We start from the raw sequence: 17,121 nt of genomic DNA, 5'->3' as shown, positions 1-17,121 counted from the left end.
AGGTTCGGCGGGCGCTTCTTAACGGGTCGTGAAGGACCAGACCCGATCGACCGCAAGCGCGTTGCCGGCGAGATCCTTGACTCTCGGATCGGTGCCGCCTCCGCGTACGACCATCGTGTATGTCGTCAAGCGCGCCAGGCTGACGGTCGGTCTCAAGGTTGCCCGACGATTCGATGTCGTATAGGTCACGGTGGCGGCCACCGGCGTGCCACCGGGTCCGCGCAGTTCGACAGTGCTGGCGTTGATCGTCGCCACGTCCATCGCCTCGCTGAAGTTCGCGTAAGGAGCAGCCGTGACCGCGACCCCGGTTGCCCCGCTCGCTGGCGAGATCGAGGAGACGGTCGGCGCAGTGATGTCCGGGATGGTCGTGAACGACCAGCTCGAACTCGCAGCCAGTGCGTTGCCAGCCGTGTCCTTGACGCGCGGATCGGTCGATCCGCCCTTGACGGTGGCGGTGTAGGTCTGAGCGTAGAGTAGGGTGCTGCTCGGTGTCAGCGTGGCCCGACGATTGGTGCTGTTGTACGCGACCGTGGCGGGGACGAGGGCGTTCGACGCGTCTCGCAACTCGAAGCTGGTGGTGTCGATCGTCGACGCGGTCATCGCCTCGCTGAAGGTCGCGGTCACCGTGGTCGACCGGCTGACGCCGGTGGCACTGCTGGCGGGAGTGCGTGCGGTGATGGTCGGCGCTGTGACATCTGAGCCGATCGTGATCGCTGTTCCTGCCCCTGGCGATTGCACGTTGGCACTGTCGTCGGCGGCACGGCTGCGGATCGTGACGGGTCCGGCGGCCGTTGGTGTCCAGCTGTAGGTCCATGTCGCGCGGCCGTTGGCGCGGCGCCAGGTGAGGCCACCGTCCACGGAAACCTCGACGCCACCGACCACGCCGCCACCGGTGTCGCTTGCGGTACCGGAGATCGTCACTGCCGTGTTGACCGGCAGCACGGCACCCGCGACGGGCGAGGTGATCGCAGATGACGGTGGCGTCGAGTCGGTCGACGCAGCGGCGGGTACGAGGCCCGCCTGCAAGGTTGCCGGCTGGGCGCGCATGTCGGCCAGCAGGTTGACGGTGGCCTGCTGCATCCGCGCATCCGCCGGGTTGCTGCCGCGGTCATGCGAGCTGTCGAGGCCCCAGGCCCATTGGATGGTTCCGGCGCCGAAGACCAGCGCGCCGCTGCTGTGCTTGTAGAGGGTCAGGGCGTGGGTTGCCGTGCCAGAGCCGTAGGTCGATCCGTAGTCGAGCAATACGTCAGCCCCGCTGAGACTGGTGGTCGACAGGCGAATCAGGCCGGGTGGGCGGAAGCCGTTGTCGGCGTCGGTATCCCACTCGTAGCCGAGCGTTCCATCCGGCATCGTCGCAGTCGCGCCACTGGCCAGCGTTGCGACGCTGGTGTTGCGCCACAGACGCATCCTGCCGTCGGCCTGTGGAACCTTGATGGATGTGGTGCCACTGTTGACGAGGAAGATCGTGCCCGTCAGCGCGTTCTCGGGCCGTCCACCGTCGGCCGGCGGGCTGAAGCGCGGGTCGCGCCAGGTGCCGGTCCACGCGCTATCCGGATCGATCTTCGCGTTGGCATGAGTCTCCTTGTAGGAGACCAGCGTGCGATGGGCCGCTCCGGAGCCGTCGATGCTCGGCTCCCAGCGTGTCTTCCAGAACGCCTCGTTGCCGCTGAAGAAGGCGAGGTTGACGCCGGCGTTGCGCGCGGCTTCCACGTTGGCTCGCTGGGCACCGGACCAGTACTCGTCGTGGCCGACCGACAGGAACACCTTGTGGTTGAGTAGCAGGCTGCCGTAGCGGTCGCTGTCGACGCCGCTGGTGTAGCTCAGGTCGTAGCCGTTCGATTCCAGCCAGCGCACCATCGGGTACTCGGCATTGAAGACCCAGTCCTGGCCGCCGGCGACCGCTCGGGTCGTGAAGGGGCGGTTGTAGCTGACCTTGTAGGCGCGGCCGGCCGGCGCGCCGACATAGAGACTGTTGCCGCCGTACTCGTTGTAGGCCTGCCAGGTCGTGTCCGAGGTCTGGAACAGCAGGTCGGAGGTGCTGGCATCGTCACGCACGACAAAGAACACGTGGCTCGCACCACCGGTGTCGTTGCGAACGAGCTTGGCGAAGTAGATGCCCGAGACGGCGTTGGCGGGAACGTTCCAGGAGCCGGAAGCGCCCCAGTTGCCACAGTCGAGCAGGCCGGTGGCGGTCTCGTACAGGCAGCTCGGCTGCGCCTGCGGCAGCGTCGCGCTCGGTAGCACGGTCGCGACCTTGCGTGCTCCCTGGCCGCCGTAGTAGCCCATGCGGTAAATGTCGAAGCGGTAGCTGGCCGCAGAGGTGTCGACCTTGAAGTTCACCGTCTCGCCGCGGTTGACGCTGATCTGGGTCGCGAAGCCCTGGATGCTGGCATCGCCGGCCCCGGATACGTCCCACTCGCTGGCCGGCGCACCGGCCAGGCAGTTCTCGGCGACGATCGCGTTTGCCGGTGCCGCACAGGCGCCGGTTGGCGTGCCGGTCGTGAACGACCAGACGACGTCGCTGGCGATCGCGTTGCCGGCGAAGTCCTTGACACCGTTGGCGCCACCCTTGACGGTGGCGGTGTAGAGGGTCGCTGCACTCAGCGCGGCCGACGGCGAGAGCGTCGCACGACTGGCCGCGGCGTCATAGCTCAGGGTGGTTGCCACCAGTACGTTGCCCGGCCCGCGCAGCTCGAAGCTCGAGGCGCCAAGCGTTGCCGGATCGATCGGCTCGCTGAAGCTCGCGCTGACCGCGGTGGCCGTGGCCACGCCGCTGGCGCCGGCCGCCGGCGTTGTCGAGCTCACCGTCGGTGGCGTCGTGTCCGGGCCGGTCGAGGTGGTGAACACCACGTCGACCCAGTAGTTGCTCGAGGCGTAGGTCGAGTTCGGGAAGCTGCTGCTCGAGCTGTAGGCATAGACGCCGTTGCCGCCGCTCTCGCTGTTGCTCAGCAAGCGGATCGGGCCGTTGTCGACGCCGGCGGCGGCAAAGAAGCCGTTGTCACCGGCGTAGTGGCCGTTGGGCGCGAAGTAGGAGGCGACGTAGACGGTGTTGGCGACGATCGCCACCGGCGTGGCGAAGTTCACCTGCTGCCAGCCGCTGGCCGTCTCGCCGGTGAAGGTCGCGGTCGCCAGCCTCGTGCCACCGGTGGTCCACAGCGATCCAACGTGGGTGCCGGTGTTGCCGCTGCCCTTGTAGAAGCGGATGCCGGTGATGAAGCCGTTGACGTTGGCGCGGAACTTCACGCCCAGTTCGACCGACCCGGTATCCGGATCGGTGGGGTTGGCCGGCGTTGCCGAGGGCGGCCAGGCGCTGCATGGGCAGCCCGAGCCAACGTCGGCGGCGGTCGTGAACGACCAGACGACGTCGCTGGCGATCGCGTTGCCGGCGAAGTCCTTGACACCGTTGGCGCCACCCTTGACGGTGGCGGTGTAGAGGGTCGCTGCACTCAGCGCGGCCGACGGCGAGAGCGTCGCACGACTGGCCGCGGCGTCATAGCTCAGGGTGGTTGCCACCAGTACGTTGCCCGGCCCGCGCAGCTCGAAGCTCGAGGCGCCAAGCGTTGCCGGATCGATCGGCTCGCTGAAGCTCGCGCTGACCGCGGTGGCCGTGGCCACGCCGCTGGCGCCGGCCGCCGGCGTTGTCGAGCTCACCGTCGGTGGCGTCGTGTCCGGGCCGGTCGAGGTGGTGAACACCACGTCGACCCAGTAGTTGCTCGAGGCGTAGGTCGAGTTCGGGAAGCTGCTGCTCGAGCTGTAGGCATAGACGCCGTTGCCGCCGCTCTCGCTGTTGCTCAGCAAGCGGATCGGGCCGTTGTCGACGCCGGCGGCGGCAAAGAAGCCGTTGTCACCGGCGTAGTGGCCGTTGGGCGCGAAGTAGGAGGCGACGTAGACGGTGTTGGCGACGATCGCCACCGGCGTGGCGAAGTTCACCTGCTGCCAGCCGCTGGCCGTCTCGCCGGTGAAGGTCGCGGTCGCCAGCCTCGTGCCACCGGTGGTCCACAGCGATCCAACGTGGGTGCCGGTGTTGCCGCTGCCCTTGTAGAAGCGGATGCCGGTGATGAAGCCGTTGACGTTGGCGCGGAACTTCACGCCCAGCTCGACCGATCCTGAATCGTCGACCGACGAGATCACCGGCGCCGAGGCAGGAGTCCAGGCGCTGCATGGGCAGTTCGAGGAGCCGCCGCCGGTGCCCGTTGTGAACGACCAGTTGAAGTCGGCGACCAGCGCGTTGCCGGCCAAGTCCTTGACACCACCGGAGCCGCCCTTGACGGTAACCGTGTAGGCGGTCGATGCGGTCAAGGCGGTGCCTGGAACCAGCGTCGCGCGCCGTGTTGCGGCGTCGTAGCTCACTGCGGCCGTGACCAGTGAGCCCCCGGCCACGCGCAACTCGAAGGTCGAGGCGTTGAGGCTCGCCGGATTCATGGCCTCGCTGAACGTCGCGCTCGGCGTCGTGTTCAGGTCGACATCTGTCGCACCGCCGCCGGGCGTCGATGCGGTCACTGCCGGCGCCGCCGAGTCCGCAGCGTAGGTCGCCAGATAGGTGCCGGTGTCGGCAGCAAAGATCGCGTACTCGATGCCCTTGATCGTGCTCACGGTGAACGAAACCGTGTTGCCGCCTCGGCTGAGCGATCCGAGCACGCCATTGCTCGATCGGTTGGGCAGCATGCCTTGCAGCCCGTTCGCACCCGGGGCACGCGTCAAGCTGAAGCTCAGTGCGCTGCCGTTCCACGCAAGAGCGCCGAAGGAAGAACTGTTGCGCGCATCCAGCCAGTCGAGCATTTGCCGGCTCGAGATCACCGACACCGATCGCGCCTGTGCCGAGGCGACCACCGCGTCGGCGACATCCGAGCTGACCGCATCGGTGTGGGCGTTGACGACGAAGGCGCCGTAGTAGCCCTCGGCGCCGAGCGCCCGGTCCAGCAGCGTGTCGACGGTGTACGGGTAGGCCTGCCCGGACTCGTCGGTCATTTGCGTCGCCGCGTTGTAGACATCGATCAGCGAGCCATCGAGCGCGCTGAAGCGCATCGGCATCGCCGAGCCGGTGAACAGCCCTGGCGTGTTGCTGACCCAGCCCGGGGGCCAGTAGTAGTACGAGGTATCCAGCCGGATGCCGTGGCTCAATTGCACCGTGGCACCGGTGCTCCAGTCGCTCCAGACGATGCAGTGGTGGCGCTGGGTCGCCGGCGCGGGGATGCTGCCGTACTTGGCCTGCCACTCCAGTATCTGCTGGCTGTAGTTGTCCTGCAGCGAACTCGGCGTGTAGTCGGCGCAGCCCGTACTTATGTGGATGCCGACCTCGAAGCCGTCAGCGGCGTACGTCGCCGCTTGCGCGTCCGACATCGGTGTCGAGGTGTAGATGTACGAGGTGCCGCGAATGCACTCCCAGTCGGTGACCGAGCAGCCGCTGGCGCTGCGCGCCTTGAACTGGTCGAAGCGGCCCGCGGTGCCGCCGTTGCCGTGATCGTCTCCGGTCATGATCACGACGGCCTTCTTGCCGTTCGGGAAGTACCAGAAGCGTGGCAGCGGCTTGCGCGCCACGTTCATCTGGATGACCAGGTTGGCCAGCAGGCGTTGCTGCTCGTCGGCCTGCGGAATGGCGACCTTGCCGAGGTCGATCCAGTCCGGTTGCGGGTCGCCACTGGCGGCGCCGTAGAACTTGTCGCTCGAGCGAATCGGGGCATAGCCGTCGCGCTCTTGAGCGGCCCAGGCCGGGTTGCCCTGGCGCGTGTAGACGATCGAGGTTGCGAGGTCGTAGGTAAAGGCTGCGGCCTGGCCGGCACCTACCGCACGTAGCGTGATCGCCGGATTCGACGTCGCGGCCGAGTCGTTGCTGTAGAGCGTTGCAAGGCTTGCTGCGCCGCTCAGGCTATAGCGATCGGCGCTGCCATGGAATTGAATGGTCTGGCCGACGATGCCATTGCCCGGCAGCTTTGACGTGTCGACGCGCAGGTACGCGTTCGACAGTGTGCTGCCATTGGGCGTGATGCCGAGCAGCGCAGACAGCGTCGCGTCCGGCTGCATGGCGATCAGGTTGCCGCCACCGCTGACCCATGTCGCAAGCAGATCGGCCTGGGCGGCCGAGACCGGCATCTTGGCGAGGATGACGAGGTCGTACCCGGACAGCGTCGATGCGTTGACGGCACCGATGTCAGCCACCGCGAAGTGGTTGAGACCTTCGTTGCGCAGGATTTCGGGGTAGAAGCTCCCGAAGCCTGAACTGGCCGAAGTGATCACGAGGACCGGGCCGCCCGGTGCTGGAGGCAGCGCCGCACTCGCCGGTCCGATCAGCGCAGCAAGCCCGATCAGCGTTGCGGCAAGGACGCGCAGTCCCGCGATGGCGGCGCACACGACGACGTCGGGCCATGCACTCTGCGATAGCGACTTCATCGACTCTGCCTCTCTTGACGCCCCGAGGTCGCTGCGTGGCGCCTGGGGTCTGGGTCTGTTTGTGTGACTACTGCTTCGCGCCCGCGACCACGTCCCAACGAGCAACGCGATCGTCCTCGTCGCCCGCGAACAGCAACTCGGTGCGCTTCGGATCGAACACCACGGCGTTGATCGCGGCCGTGCTGCCGACCAGGCCCCGACTGAGTTGCCAGTTCGTCGCATCCCACAGCAGGAGCGTTCCGCGCTCGCCGCCGCTCGCGAGCCGGCTGCCGTCGCGATTGAAGCCGAGGGCCCGCACCGCCGAGCGATGCGTGTCGAGTGCCTGCACCTGCCGGCCCTGGGCGACGTCCCGGATCAATACGCGGGCATCTTCGCCGGCGCTGGCAAGCAGTCGCCCGTCCGGGCTGAAGGCGAGCGCGTTGACTTCATCGGTATGACCACGAAGCGCGTGGACGAGTCGACCGGTCATGACATCCCACACCAATACGCGTGCATCGGCGCTTCCGGCGGCGACCCATCGGCCGTCAGGACTGAACGCCAGCGCATTGATGAAGTCGGTGGCGCCGCCGAGGGCTCGCTTGAGCTTGCCGCTCCTGGCATCCCAGAGCATCACTCGCGTGCTCTCGCCCGCGCTGGCAACGAGCGCGCCATCTGCAGTTGCCGCGACTGCACGAATCGCGCCCTCGCTGCCGTGCAGTGCAGCGCCCGCACGACCGGACGCCACGTCCCAGACGCGCACCACGCTATCGCGGCCCACGCTCGCCAGCTTGCGGCCGTCGGCGCTGAACAGCACGCCGGTGGCTGGGTCTGCTCCATGGCCGCGCAAGGTCGTGCGCAACTCGACTGTCGCGGCATCGAACAGGCGAACCCCGCCGTCATGGCTGACGACGGCGATCGTCGAACCCTCCGGGGCGATGGCGAGCGCCGTGACTCCCCGTCTCGAATAGGGCTTGGCCCTGCGCTGCGTCGTCGCGGCTTTCGTCGCGGTGTCCACGCCGGTGTCGATCCTCGACGCCACGCCGGACGATGGCGGGGCGTCGACTGCGTCCTCCTCGCCACCGCCGCAGGCCAGCAGTGTCACGCAGGCGAGCAGCATCCCGGCTGATTGCAGACGGCGTCGAGCAACATCGGAGATTGATGTCATGCGCGGCCCTCAACGCAATCCGCCAGCCGCCACTCGGCGTCCGCGGGCTTGGCAGAACGTATTCATGCGGCGACTCTAGATTTGGGCTCGCGAGCGTCAATCACTTATCGGGGTGGCGCCGAGGCGCTGCACGTGGGCGTCCACGGGTCGCCGGATGCGGCATCGGAGGGTTGCCGTCGCCAGGCCGCAGGGTTGCCCGCGCGCTGGTGGCGTTGCTCCGGCGATCGTCGTTCGTGAACAACTGCACGAAGAAGAGCGGTCCGGCCGCCTTCGCTGGCTAGTGGGCGCAAACCGCACTCGGGATTGCCCGCAGGGGTTCGGTGCTCGACGCACCGATGCGCGATGTCGACCGGAGATGCTCGGGGTGACCGCTGCCAGGCAGCCGGTGCCGGGCGGCGCCCCCCTGTTCGGGCGCCCTTCGAGTTGTCAAATGGAGTCGCGGTGGCGCCGCTCCGCTGGTCGGTCCCAGATTCGCCGCCATCGCACCAGCCACGCCCGCCGCCCTCAGCGTGGCAATCCATCGCCTAGGCCCGTAGTCCATCGCGTTGACCGTTCAGCGTTTGACCCCATCAGGCCAGGTCGGCGTCCGACTTTCGGGCGCCCCCGCCGAACCACCCGTCGCGCGCGCAGTCGGCGACGACGCCGGCGTAGATTGGTTCTTGCCAACTGCGGAGTAGCCACCATGCCTCTTCATCGCCGCCAGCTTCTCGTTGCCGCCGCCGGCCTCGGCCTGCCCCCGTCGAGCCTTCGCGCCGCGCCACCCGCGATCCTGCTGGCGCGCGTGGCCGCGCCTGACATCGATCCCGCGCCCTATCTGGTCAGCGAGAAGCTCGATGGCGTGCGGGCTCTGTGGGACGGGCGCGAACTGCGCTTTCGCAGCGGCCGCACCATCCCCGCGCCGGAGGCCCTTGTCGCGCGCCTGCCGCCGCAGCCGCTCGATGGCGAGCTGTGGCTCGGCCGTGGCCGCTTCGACGCGCTGGCCGCCATCGTGCGCAAGGCCGTGCCGGTCGCTGCCGAGTGGCAGGCGCTGCGCTACATGGTGTTCGAGGCACCCGCTGCGGCCGGTGACTTCGCGCAGCGCCACGCGCAGCTGCAGCAGTGGGTCGGCGCGGCCCGGCACCCGCAGTTGTACGCGGTCGAGCAAACGCGGGTCGCCGATCGCGCGGCACTGCAGCGCGAGCTGCGCCGCGTGCTCGCGGCTGGCGGCGAGGGCCTGATGCTGCATCGCAACGACGCGCCGCTGCTCCACGGCCGCAGCGACGCCCTGCTCAAGCTCAAGCCGGTGCTGGACGCCGAGGCGCAAATCGTGGCCCACGTCGGCGGCCGGGGCCGACTGGCCGGACAGCTCGGAGCGCTCGAGCTGCAGACGCCGCAGGGGCTGCGCTTTCGCCTGGGCAGCGGCCTGCCGGATGCGCTCCGGCGCGAGCCGCCGCCACTCGGCGCCACCGTGACCTACGCCTACCGTGCACTGACTCCCGCCGGGCTGCCGCGCTTTGCCAGCTTCGTGGCCGTACGCGAGGACCTGTAGGCGGATGCGGTGGCGGCTCAGCTGCCGATCACGCCGCCGTCGTCCTTGGTGATCACCACCGTCGCCGAGCGCGGCCGGCCGCCGTCGGGCCAGTTCGAGATCCTGCTCGGGTTGGCCGGGTCGGCGCGCTCGCTCGGCGACTCGCCAGGGTGCTGGATGTTCACGAACAGCGTGCGCAGGTCGGGCGTCATGACGCTGCCGGTCACCTCGCTGCCGGCGGGTCCGACCAGGAAGCGGCGGATGTCGGGGCCACCCTCGGCGGCCGCCGTGCTCGGGTCGCAGGCCAGCATCTGGTTGTTCGGCAGTCGCGCGTAGTCGCCCTTGCCGAGCGCGGTCGGCGAGACGTCCGTGCCGATCCATAGCACGCCACGCGGGTCGACCCAGAGGCCGTCGGGGCTGCCGAAGATGTCGCCGCGGATGTTGCCGCGCGCCCCGGGCCGGGCGTTGGCCGGGTCGCCGGCCAGCACGAAGTGGGTCCAGGCGAAGCGAGTCGCGTCGAGGTCGCCGTCCTCGCGCCAGCGCAGGATGTGGCCCATGGTGTTGTAGGCGCGCGGGTTGGCGGCGTCGACCGCCGGCTGGCCGCTGGCGCCGCGCTGGCTGTTGTTGGTCAGCGTGACGTAGATCTCCTTGTTGATCGGGTCGATCGCGGTCCACTCGGCGCGATCCATCTTGGTGGCGCCGAGCAGGTCGCTCGCCTGGCGCGTCTTGACGAGCACCTCGCCCTGGTCGGCAAAGCCGTGGGCGGCTGTCAGCGGCCCCTGGCCGTGTACCAGCGGCAGCCAGCGGCCGCTGCCGTCGGCCTCGAACTTCGCCACGTACAGCGTGCCGTGGTTGAGCAGTTCGCGGTTGGCCTTGAAGCCGCCGCGGCGCACCGCGTCGCGCGAGACGAACTTGTAGATGTACTCGAAGCGCGCGTCCTCGCCCATGTAGACCACGACCCGGCCGTCGTCGGTCTGGCCGGTCGCGGCACCCTCGTGCGCGGCGCGGCCGAGCGCGGTGCGCTTGATCGGCGTGCTCTGCGGGTCGAAGGGGTCGATCTCGACCACCCAGCCGAAGCGGTTGAACTCGTTGGGTTCGAGGCGCGCGTCGAAGCGCTTCTCGTGCTCGTGCCAGCGGAAGAAGCCGCCGCCGGCTTGCAGGCCCCAGCGCCGCTGGTGGGTGTCGGGACGCACGGGGCCTTCGAAGTAGAAGACGAAGTTCTCCTCGCAGCTGAGATAGGTGCCCCAGGGCGTGACGCCGTGGGCGCAGTTGTTGAGCGTGCCCAGCACGCGGGTGCCGCCCGGATCGGCGTTGGTGCGCAGCAGCGGGTGGCCGGCCGCCGGCCCGGCGATCGTGCAGGGCGTGGCGGCCGTGATGCGGCGCGCGTAGCGCGAGGCGCGCGCCAGCTGCCAGCCGTTGCCCGGCGCCTTGCGTTCGACCTCGGCGATCGAGACCCCATGCGCCGCGATCGACTTGGCAACCTGCTCCGGGCCCCAGATCGCCATGCCCTGCGGATGAAGCAGGCCGTCGTCGGTGTACTCGTGGTTGAGCGCCAGCAGGCCGCGCCGCGACGAGCCTTCGATGGCGAAGTAGTGCATGCCGTCGTGATGCATGCCGGCCTGCAGCGCCTGCTCGGCGGCGCTGTTGGAGGCGTCGGGGGCGAAGGCCGGCATCGCGCCCGGCACGCCGACCGGGTCGCCCCAGCGGTAGAGCACGCTGGCGGTGTAGCCGGGCGGCACCGTCAGGGTGTCGGTCGCGCTGGCTGGCATCGGCACGCTGGCAAAGCCGATGCGACGGCCGAGCGAGGCGATGGCCGGGTCGGTCGGCGTGGCGCAGCCGCCGAGCGCGCCGGCGGCAGGTGCCAGCAGGGCGGCGGCCGAGGCGCCGGCAGCGCCTCGCAGCAGCACGCGGCGGGCAGGGTCGGAAACTTGGTGCAGGCTCGGGTTGGCTGAGCGGTTGCTGTCTTCCATCAAACTGAAGTCTTTGGGCATCGTGCTTGCGTGCGAGGAGGCTTGGTGCCGATCGGCTCAGCCTTCGCTGTCGAGGGCTTCGGGGGGTTCGGGCGTCGTGCTCGCGCCGCGCTGGCCGAGGCTCGGTGCGAGGCTGCGAATCGAGCCCGGCGTCGCGCTCAGCTTGGGGACGGCGCCCGGGACCGTGAGTGCGAGCCCGCCTTCGATGCGGAGTTCCTCGAGCATCCCGCGGGCCCGGTAATGCGGGTCCTCGGCGATGTCCTTGGCGGTGTAGATGCGCCCGACCGGCACCTGCGCCGCCTGCAAGGTGGCGAGCACATGGTCGACCGTGAGAGCTGCGGTCCAGTCTGCGATCGCGGCGTCGAGCTCGGCCACGCGCGCCACGCGCCCGGCATTGCCGGCGAGTTGCGGATCGGCCGCGAGGTCATCGCGCCCGATCGCGCGCATCAGGCGCTGGAAGATCGAGTCACCGTTGCCGCCGATCACCACCTTGCCATCGCTGCAGGCGTAGGCGTTGCTCGGTGCGATGCCCGGCAGCGCCGAGCCGGCGGGCTGGCGTACCGCGCCGAAGGCGCTGTACTCGGGCAGCAGGCTTTCCATGCAGTTGAAGACCGCCTCGTAGAGCGCGACGTCGACCACCTGGCCGCGGCCCCTGGGTGCCTCGGGCGAGATCGTCGCGTGCCGGTGGTTCAGCGCCAGCAGCACGCCGATCACGCCATGCAGCGCGGCCAGCGTGTCGCCCAGGCTGATGCCGGCGCGCACCGGCATCCGGCCCGGCTCGCCCATCAGGTGGCGCAGCCCGCCCATGGCCTCGGCGACCACCGCGAAGCCGGGCCGGTCGCGATAGGGACCGTCCTGGCCGTAGCCGCTGACGCGCAGCATGATCAGGCCGGGGTTGTTGCGAGCGAGCTCCTCGTAGGAGAGGCCCCAGGCCTCCATGGTGCCGGGCTTGAAGTTCTCGATCAGCACGTCGGCCTCGTCGATCAGAGTGCGCACGTCGGCCCGGCCCTCGGCGGTGCGCAGGTCGAGCACCACGCTGTGCTTGTTGCGCGAGGACACCTGCCACCAGACGCTGGTGCTGCCGTGCAGCATGCGCCACTGGCGTAGCGGGTCGCCGCCGGGGGGCTCGACCTTGATCACCTCGGCGCCGAAGTCTCCGAGCGTCTTGCCGGCAAAGGGGCCGGCGATCAGCTGGCCGAGCTCGACCACCTTGAGTCCGGCGAGCGGGCCGGCGTTCGACGTGGAGGTCATACCGCGTGCTGCGTCAGCAGGCACTGCGCGCCGGGGTACTGCGCCAGCGCATCGCGCAGCCAGGGCAGCGCCGGCTTCAGCGACTCGTGCAGCGTCCATGGCGGGTTGATCACGAACATGCCGCTGCCGACCAGGCCGAAGCCCTGCGCGTCGGGCTGCTGCACGGTCAGCCGCGCGTGCAGCCAGCTCTTGGGAGCGAGCGCCTGCAGCCGCTTGGGCAACTGGGCTGCCTCGAGCCGGTTGAGCTGCGGGTACCAGACCACGATCACGCATTCGGCAAAGCGCTGCAGCGCCTCGCGCACCGCGGTGATGACCTTGGCGTAGTCGGTCTTTAGTTCGTAGGACGGGTCGATCAGCAGCACGCCGCGTCGCGACGGCGGCGGCAGCTGCGCCTTGAGGCCCTCGAAGCCGTCGCCATGGTGCACCTCGGTGTGGGCGAAGCCGCCCTGGTGCGAGGCCAGGATCTTGACCTCGGTCGGGTGCAGCTCGTAGAGCCGCAGTCGATCCTGCGGGCGCAGCAGGCGGCGCGCGATCTCGGGCGAGCCGGGGTAGTGGATCAACGCACCGGCGGGGTTGAAGTCGCGCACCAGCGCCAGGTACTCGGCCACGGCGGGCGGGGCGTCCTGGCGCTGCCAGATGCGGGCGATGCCGTTGAGGTACTCGGCCTTGGTCTGTGCCTCGCGGCCGCCGAGCGCATAGCCGCCGCCGCCGGCGTGGGTGTCGATGAGCCAGTAGGGCTTGTCCTTCTGTCCCATGTGCTGGAGCACCTGGGCGAAGACGACGTGCTTGAGCACGTCGGCGTGGTTGCCGGCATGGAAGGCGTGGCGGTAGGCGAGCATGGCGCCATTGTCGAGGCACAAGAAAAAACGGGCCCCGAAGGGCCCGTTGAGGTCTTGCGCGGAGCGCAGGAATTACATCTTGTAGTTGAGGTTCAGGCGCAGCTGACGACCACGGATGTCGAACAGGCTGAAGTCGTAGAAGTACGTCGTCGTGAAGCCCGGGTCGTAGTTCGGCAGGCGGTCGAACACGTTGAGCACCGCGCCGCTGATCGTGAAGTTCTTGTTCACGTTGTAGCGGGCCGAGAAGTCCACCGTCGAGAAGCTCGGCACGTCGGCCTTGTAGACACCGGTCTGGAAGCGCGGATCCTGCACCGCGTAGTACGAAGCGCCCAGTGCCGTCTGCTCGAAGCCACGGGTGTAGTTCAGGCGCGAGGTCAGCGCCCACGGGCCGTAGTCCCAGTCGATCACGGCCGCGCCCTTGAAGCGCGGAATCGTGTTCGAGCCGCCGTTGGTGCCCGCGTACTCGACGCCGTTCTCCTTGAAGGAGTCGACGTAGGTGCCGTTGCCGCGCAGCGTCCACTTGCCCTGTTCGGCGGTCGGGATGATCCAGCGCAGGTCGACGTCGACACCGCTGGTCAGGCGCTGGTCGAGGTTCTCGTAGTTGCTCGAGATCGTCGTCGCGAAGTTGGTCTGCGGGTCACGCTGCACCTGCGGCGTCGACGGGCACGGCGCGCCGCTCGGGCAGGAGGCATCGATGATGTCCTGGAACGAGGGCGACGCGACCACGTTGCGCCAGTCGATGCGATACCAGTCGACGCTGGCGCTGACGTTCTTGATCGGCTCGAAGACGAAGCCCACCGTGGTGCTGGTGGAGGTCTCGGCCTTCAGGTTCGGGTTGCCGGCGTAGACGCCGGACACTTGGCGCGAGGCATCGTCCTCGGGGTCGACGACCGTGGTGAAGAAGGTCGCGACCGAGGGCGAGATTTCCGGCAGCGTCGGCGCGCGGAAGCCCTTGCCCCAGTTGGCGCGCAGCAGCAGCGTCTCCATCGGCGTGTAGCGGATGCCGACCTTCGGCGTCGTCTTGCCGCCGAAGTCGCTGTAGCGGTCGTAGCGAGCCGCGAGCTGGGCCTCGATCTGCTTGGTGATCGGCAGCGCCAGTTCGCCGTACAGCGCGCTGCTGGTGCGGCTGCCGTCGGTGGCGGTGACGCCCTGGCCGAGGATGCCGCCGCTGGCGGCGATCGGTGCCGGCTCGTCCTTCAGCGTCTCGCGGCGGAACTCGACGCCCACCGCCGCGCCGAGCGCGCCGCCGGGCAGCTGCAGCGACTGGAACTGGGTGCTGGCCCTGGTGTCGAAGAACGCGAGCTCCGACTTCGACTTGCGATCGAAGTTGGCGCGCATTGCGTCGCGTGCCGCGGCGCTGTTGGTCGTGAACTGGTCGAGGTTGTACTGCGAGCTGTTCGAGACCGGGATCGGCGGCTGCGGGCTGGTCGGAACGTTGAAGTTCGCGCTGGTGCCGGCCAGGGTCAGGCGGTTGCTGTTGAACGCCGTGACCTCGTTGTAGGAGTAGCCGAGGCCGGTGTCGAACTCCCAGCTTGCAAGCTCGTACCGCAGGCCGGTGAGCAGGCGAACCGTGTCCGAGGTGATCTCGTTGTCGCGCGTGCCCATGTCCTGGAGCACGCCGACATAGCGGGCATTGCTCGTGTACGGGTTGCCGGCCGAGCCCGGTGCGAAGTTGATGTTGTAGGTGAAGGGGCTGAGGCCGGCGGCCGTCGGCGTCAGGCCGGTGGTGCCGGCGAAGAACGGAGCCTGGAACTTCTGCTCGGTCTTGTTGCGGCTCAGGCCGAGTTCGGCGTAGGCGCTGGTGGTCGGCGAGAACTCGAAGGTGCCGCGCGTCAGCAGGCCCAGGCGCTCGGTACCCGGCAGGGCGGTGAACTGGTCGTTGAAGTCGCGCGCGCAGTAGGAGTTGGTGGCCGCTGCCATTGCGACGTTGGTCGCGTAGGCCGCGGCGGTCTGGCCGCCGGGAACGCCGGGTGTCGGCGGGGTCAGGTTGATCAGGCCGGCCGCGGCGGCCTGCGGGCCGGTCATCACGGTGCCACCACCGGCGGCGCAGTCGGTGATCGCGCGGTAGTTGTTGGTCAGGCCACCGGCCGGCGTGAGCTGGCGCCAGGTGCCGCCGCCGGTCAGGCTGACGAAGTTGCGGCCACCCGAGAAGCGACGCATGTCGCGCGTGGCGCCGTACTCGGTGTCGGCCAGCTGCAGCAGGTCGCGGCTGTAGTAGCTGAGGTCACCGAAGACGTTGAAGCGGTCTTTGGCGAGGTCGCCGAAGCCGCCGGTCAGGTTGAAGCCGTAGTCCTTCTTGCCTTCGAAGGTGCCGCCGCTGAGGTTCGCCTCGATGCCGGCGTATTCCTTGCGCAGGATGATGTTGACGACGCCGGCGATCGCGTCCGAGCCGTAGATCGCCGAGGCACCGTCCTTCAGGATCTCGATGCGCTCGACCATGCTGGTCGGGATCGAGTTGAGGTCGACGAAGCTTTCGTTGAGGTTCTGCGCGAAGCCGTAGCCCGCGACGCGGCGGCTGTTGAGCAGCACCAGCGTGGTCTTCTGGCCGAGGCCGCGCAGCGAGACGCCGGCCGCGCCGGGCGCGAAGCTGTTGCTGAAGCTCTCGCCGAAGCTGCCGCCGGTGTTGGCGGGCAGGTTGCGGATCAGCTCGGCCACGTTGGGCTGGCCCGAGCGCTGGATCTGGTCGCGCGTGATCACCTCGACCGGTGCGACCGTCTCGGCGTCGATGCGCTTGATGTTGGAACCCGTCACCTCGACGCGATCGAGCTTTTGCGGTGGCTGCTGCTGCGCCATCGCGCCCGCGGCAAAGCCGCCCGCGCAGACGGCCAGGACGGCCAGACTCACCTGTTTCAATCGAAGGCTCATTTCTTGTTTCTTCCTGAAAGCCAGCCCAATCTGGCCAATTGCAAAAGAACGGCGCGGGGTTGCCGCGCCGTTCTGCCCGAGCAAGGCGCACGGATCGGATGGGATCCGCGCGCGACTTGTGGCCGTCATCGTCGCGTGTCACGCAACCGTCACGCATGCCGGCAGGTGCGACTGGTCAAAGCGGCGCGAAGCGTGTAGACCGGTAAGCGATGTGACAGGCGCACCGGCATCGGGCGCTGCGCGCGCGGCCCGTCCGCTCTCGCGTCTGGCGCTATTGCGCGGATCGGGCGCGTGGCCCGGCCACGAGGTGCGGCACCGCCGCGGTGCATGCGGCGCCGATCGGCACCTCGCGGCGACGGGCCGCAACCGGTATCCCGGCGTGACTAAGCTCACGGCGCGCCGACGTGAAGCCGAGGCCGGCCGCGGGGCATCGTTGGCGTCATGCAACGCCGTTTCTGGCGTTGCGCGAACTGCGCCGGCTGCGGGCTTCGGCTAGCGCCGGGCAGTGGTCCGGGCGCGGAACAACTGGTCGATGCTCACCTCGCGCGACCCCGGCTCGAGCCGGTACTCGTCACCCACAGCCAGGCTGCCGGGCTCGCGCACCGCGAGGTAGAAGCCGCAGGTGCCGGAAGCAACCATCATCTTGGCGGCCTGCTTGAAGCCCATCACCGCCTCGAATTTGAAGCAGGGATAGCGCGGCTCGCTGATCGCCAGCGCGCAGTCGGCGAAGCGCAGCACGTCGCCGATCCAGGCATCGGCCTCGAGCAGGCCGGTGAGGGTGAGGTTCTCGCCCATCAGGCCGGGCACTGCCTCTTCGTCCCACAGCGACACCCGGGCCTGGGCGCGCATGGTGCGCCAGAGCGGGTAGTGCTCGTGCGGGTAGGCGTAGACCGCCTTGGCCAGCCCGCCATGCACCGTCGGGTCGGCCTGCTCGTCGCCGTCGAGGCCGAGCGCATGCACCGGCACCCGGCCCGCGGCCGGGCGCTTGGCTATGCCGCTGAGCACGGTGCGCGACCCGGCCCTAAGCGGCTGGGCACGCGCGAGGTTGAGGCTGACGATGCGGCCGCGGGTGGCGGCCGCTCCTTGGGTGCTGCTGGCGGGCGCGTTCATGGCCGGCAGTGTCGCCAATGCCGGCCCGGCAGCGGCGCGCAGGGCCTT

General features: G+C 69.1%; 8 protein-coding genes. 1 reads left to right on the top strand and 7 read right to left on the bottom strand.

Annotation, left to right across the window (positions count from 1 at the left end):
- Positions 1-18 precede the first annotated feature (18 nt).
- Together EV670_RS07440 and EV670_RS07435 are read right to left on the bottom strand one after the other, a co-directional pair.
- Positions 19-6,387 carry an Ig-like domain-containing protein gene (locus EV670_RS07440; protein WP_130431207.1) on the bottom strand — a complete coding sequence of 2,123 codons (6,369 nt, stop codon included), beginning with the start codon at positions 6,385-6,387 and terminating at the stop codon, positions 19-21.
- 67 nt (positions 6,388-6,454) lie between these two features.
- Positions 6,455-7,531 (bottom strand): WD40 repeat domain-containing protein, encoded by a 1,077-nt coding sequence (locus tag EV670_RS07435; RefSeq protein ID WP_130431206.1) that lies wholly within the window; start codon positions 7,529-7,531, stop codon positions 6,455-6,457.
- Positions 7,532-8,213: 682 nt separating this feature from the next.
- Here EV670_RS07435 and EV670_RS07430 point away from each other — a divergent pair.
- On the top strand, positions 8,214-9,059 hold the full coding sequence (locus EV670_RS07430) for a DNA ligase (protein ID WP_130431205.1): 846 nt from the start codon (positions 8,214-8,216) through the stop codon (positions 9,057-9,059).
- 17 nt (positions 9,060-9,076) lie between these two features.
- Here the strand turns inward: EV670_RS07430 and EV670_RS07425 are convergent, their stop codons facing one another.
- The 5 genes from EV670_RS07425 to EV670_RS07405 form a co-directional block, all read right to left on the bottom strand.
- Complete coding sequence (locus tag EV670_RS07425; RefSeq protein WP_242616874.1) at positions 9,077-11,008, bottom strand: PhoX family protein; 1,932 nt, start codon at positions 11,006-11,008, stop codon at positions 9,077-9,079.
- A 57-nt stretch (positions 11,009-11,065) separates the two neighbouring features.
- The gene (locus tag EV670_RS07420) at positions 11,066-12,259 is read right to left on the bottom strand and encodes a CaiB/BaiF CoA transferase family protein (RefSeq protein ID WP_130431203.1); all 1,194 of its coding nucleotides are present in this window, start codon (positions 12,257-12,259) and stop codon (positions 11,066-11,068) included.
- Positions 12,256-13,098 carry a 23S rRNA (adenine(2030)-N(6))-methyltransferase RlmJ gene (locus EV670_RS07415; protein ID WP_130431202.1) on the bottom strand — a complete coding sequence of 281 codons (843 nt, stop codon included), beginning with the start codon at positions 13,096-13,098 and terminating at the stop codon, positions 12,256-12,258. The genes EV670_RS07420 and EV670_RS07415 overlap by 4 nt, the downstream gene beginning before the upstream one ends.
- Before the next feature lie 72 nt (positions 13,099-13,170).
- Positions 13,171-15,942 (bottom strand): TonB-dependent receptor, encoded by a 2,772-nt coding sequence (locus EV670_RS07410; protein ID WP_165393259.1) that lies wholly within the window; start codon positions 15,940-15,942, stop codon positions 13,171-13,173.
- Positions 15,943-16,455: 513 nt separating this feature from the next.
- A complete protein-coding gene (locus tag EV670_RS07405; protein ID WP_130431200.1) occupies positions 16,456-17,073 on the bottom strand; it encodes an MOSC domain-containing protein in 618 nt (205 codons plus the stop codon).
- Positions 17,074-17,121 lie beyond the last annotated feature (48 nt).

Source organism: Rivibacter subsaxonicus, assembly GCF_004217215.1.
Lineage (GTDB): Bacteria > Pseudomonadota > Gammaproteobacteria > Burkholderiales > Burkholderiaceae_C > Rivibacter > Rivibacter subsaxonicus.
Note: the sequence above shows the minus strand (reverse complement) of the source record. Positions and strands in the feature narration are given on the sequence as shown.

Bases quoted from the DNA above. Each gene is read 5' to 3' on its own strand.
- EV670_RS07440 (WP_130431207.1), bottom strand. From the start codon at position 6,387: ATGAAGTCGCTATCGCAGAGTGCATGGCCCGACGTCGTCGTGTGCGCC.
- EV670_RS07435 (WP_130431206.1), bottom strand. From the start codon at position 7,531: ATGACATCAATCTCCGATGTTGCTCGACGCCGTCTGCAATCAGCCGGG.
- EV670_RS07430 (WP_130431205.1), top strand. From the start codon at position 8,214: ATGCCTCTTCATCGCCGCCAGCTTCTCGTTGCCGCCGCCGGCCTCGGC.
- EV670_RS07425 (WP_242616874.1), bottom strand. From the start codon at position 11,008: ATGGAAGACAGCAACCGCTCAGCCAACCCGAGCCTGCACCAAGTTTCC.
- EV670_RS07420 (WP_130431203.1), bottom strand. From the start codon at position 12,259: ATGACCTCCACGTCGAACGCCGGCCCGCTCGCCGGACTCAAGGTGGTC.
- EV670_RS07415 (WP_130431202.1), bottom strand. From the start codon at position 13,098: ATGCTCGCCTACCGCCACGCCTTCCATGCCGGCAACCACGCCGACGTG.
- EV670_RS07405 (WP_130431200.1), bottom strand. From the start codon at position 17,073: ATGAACGCGCCCGCCAGCAGCACCCAAGGAGCGGCCGCCACCCGCGGC.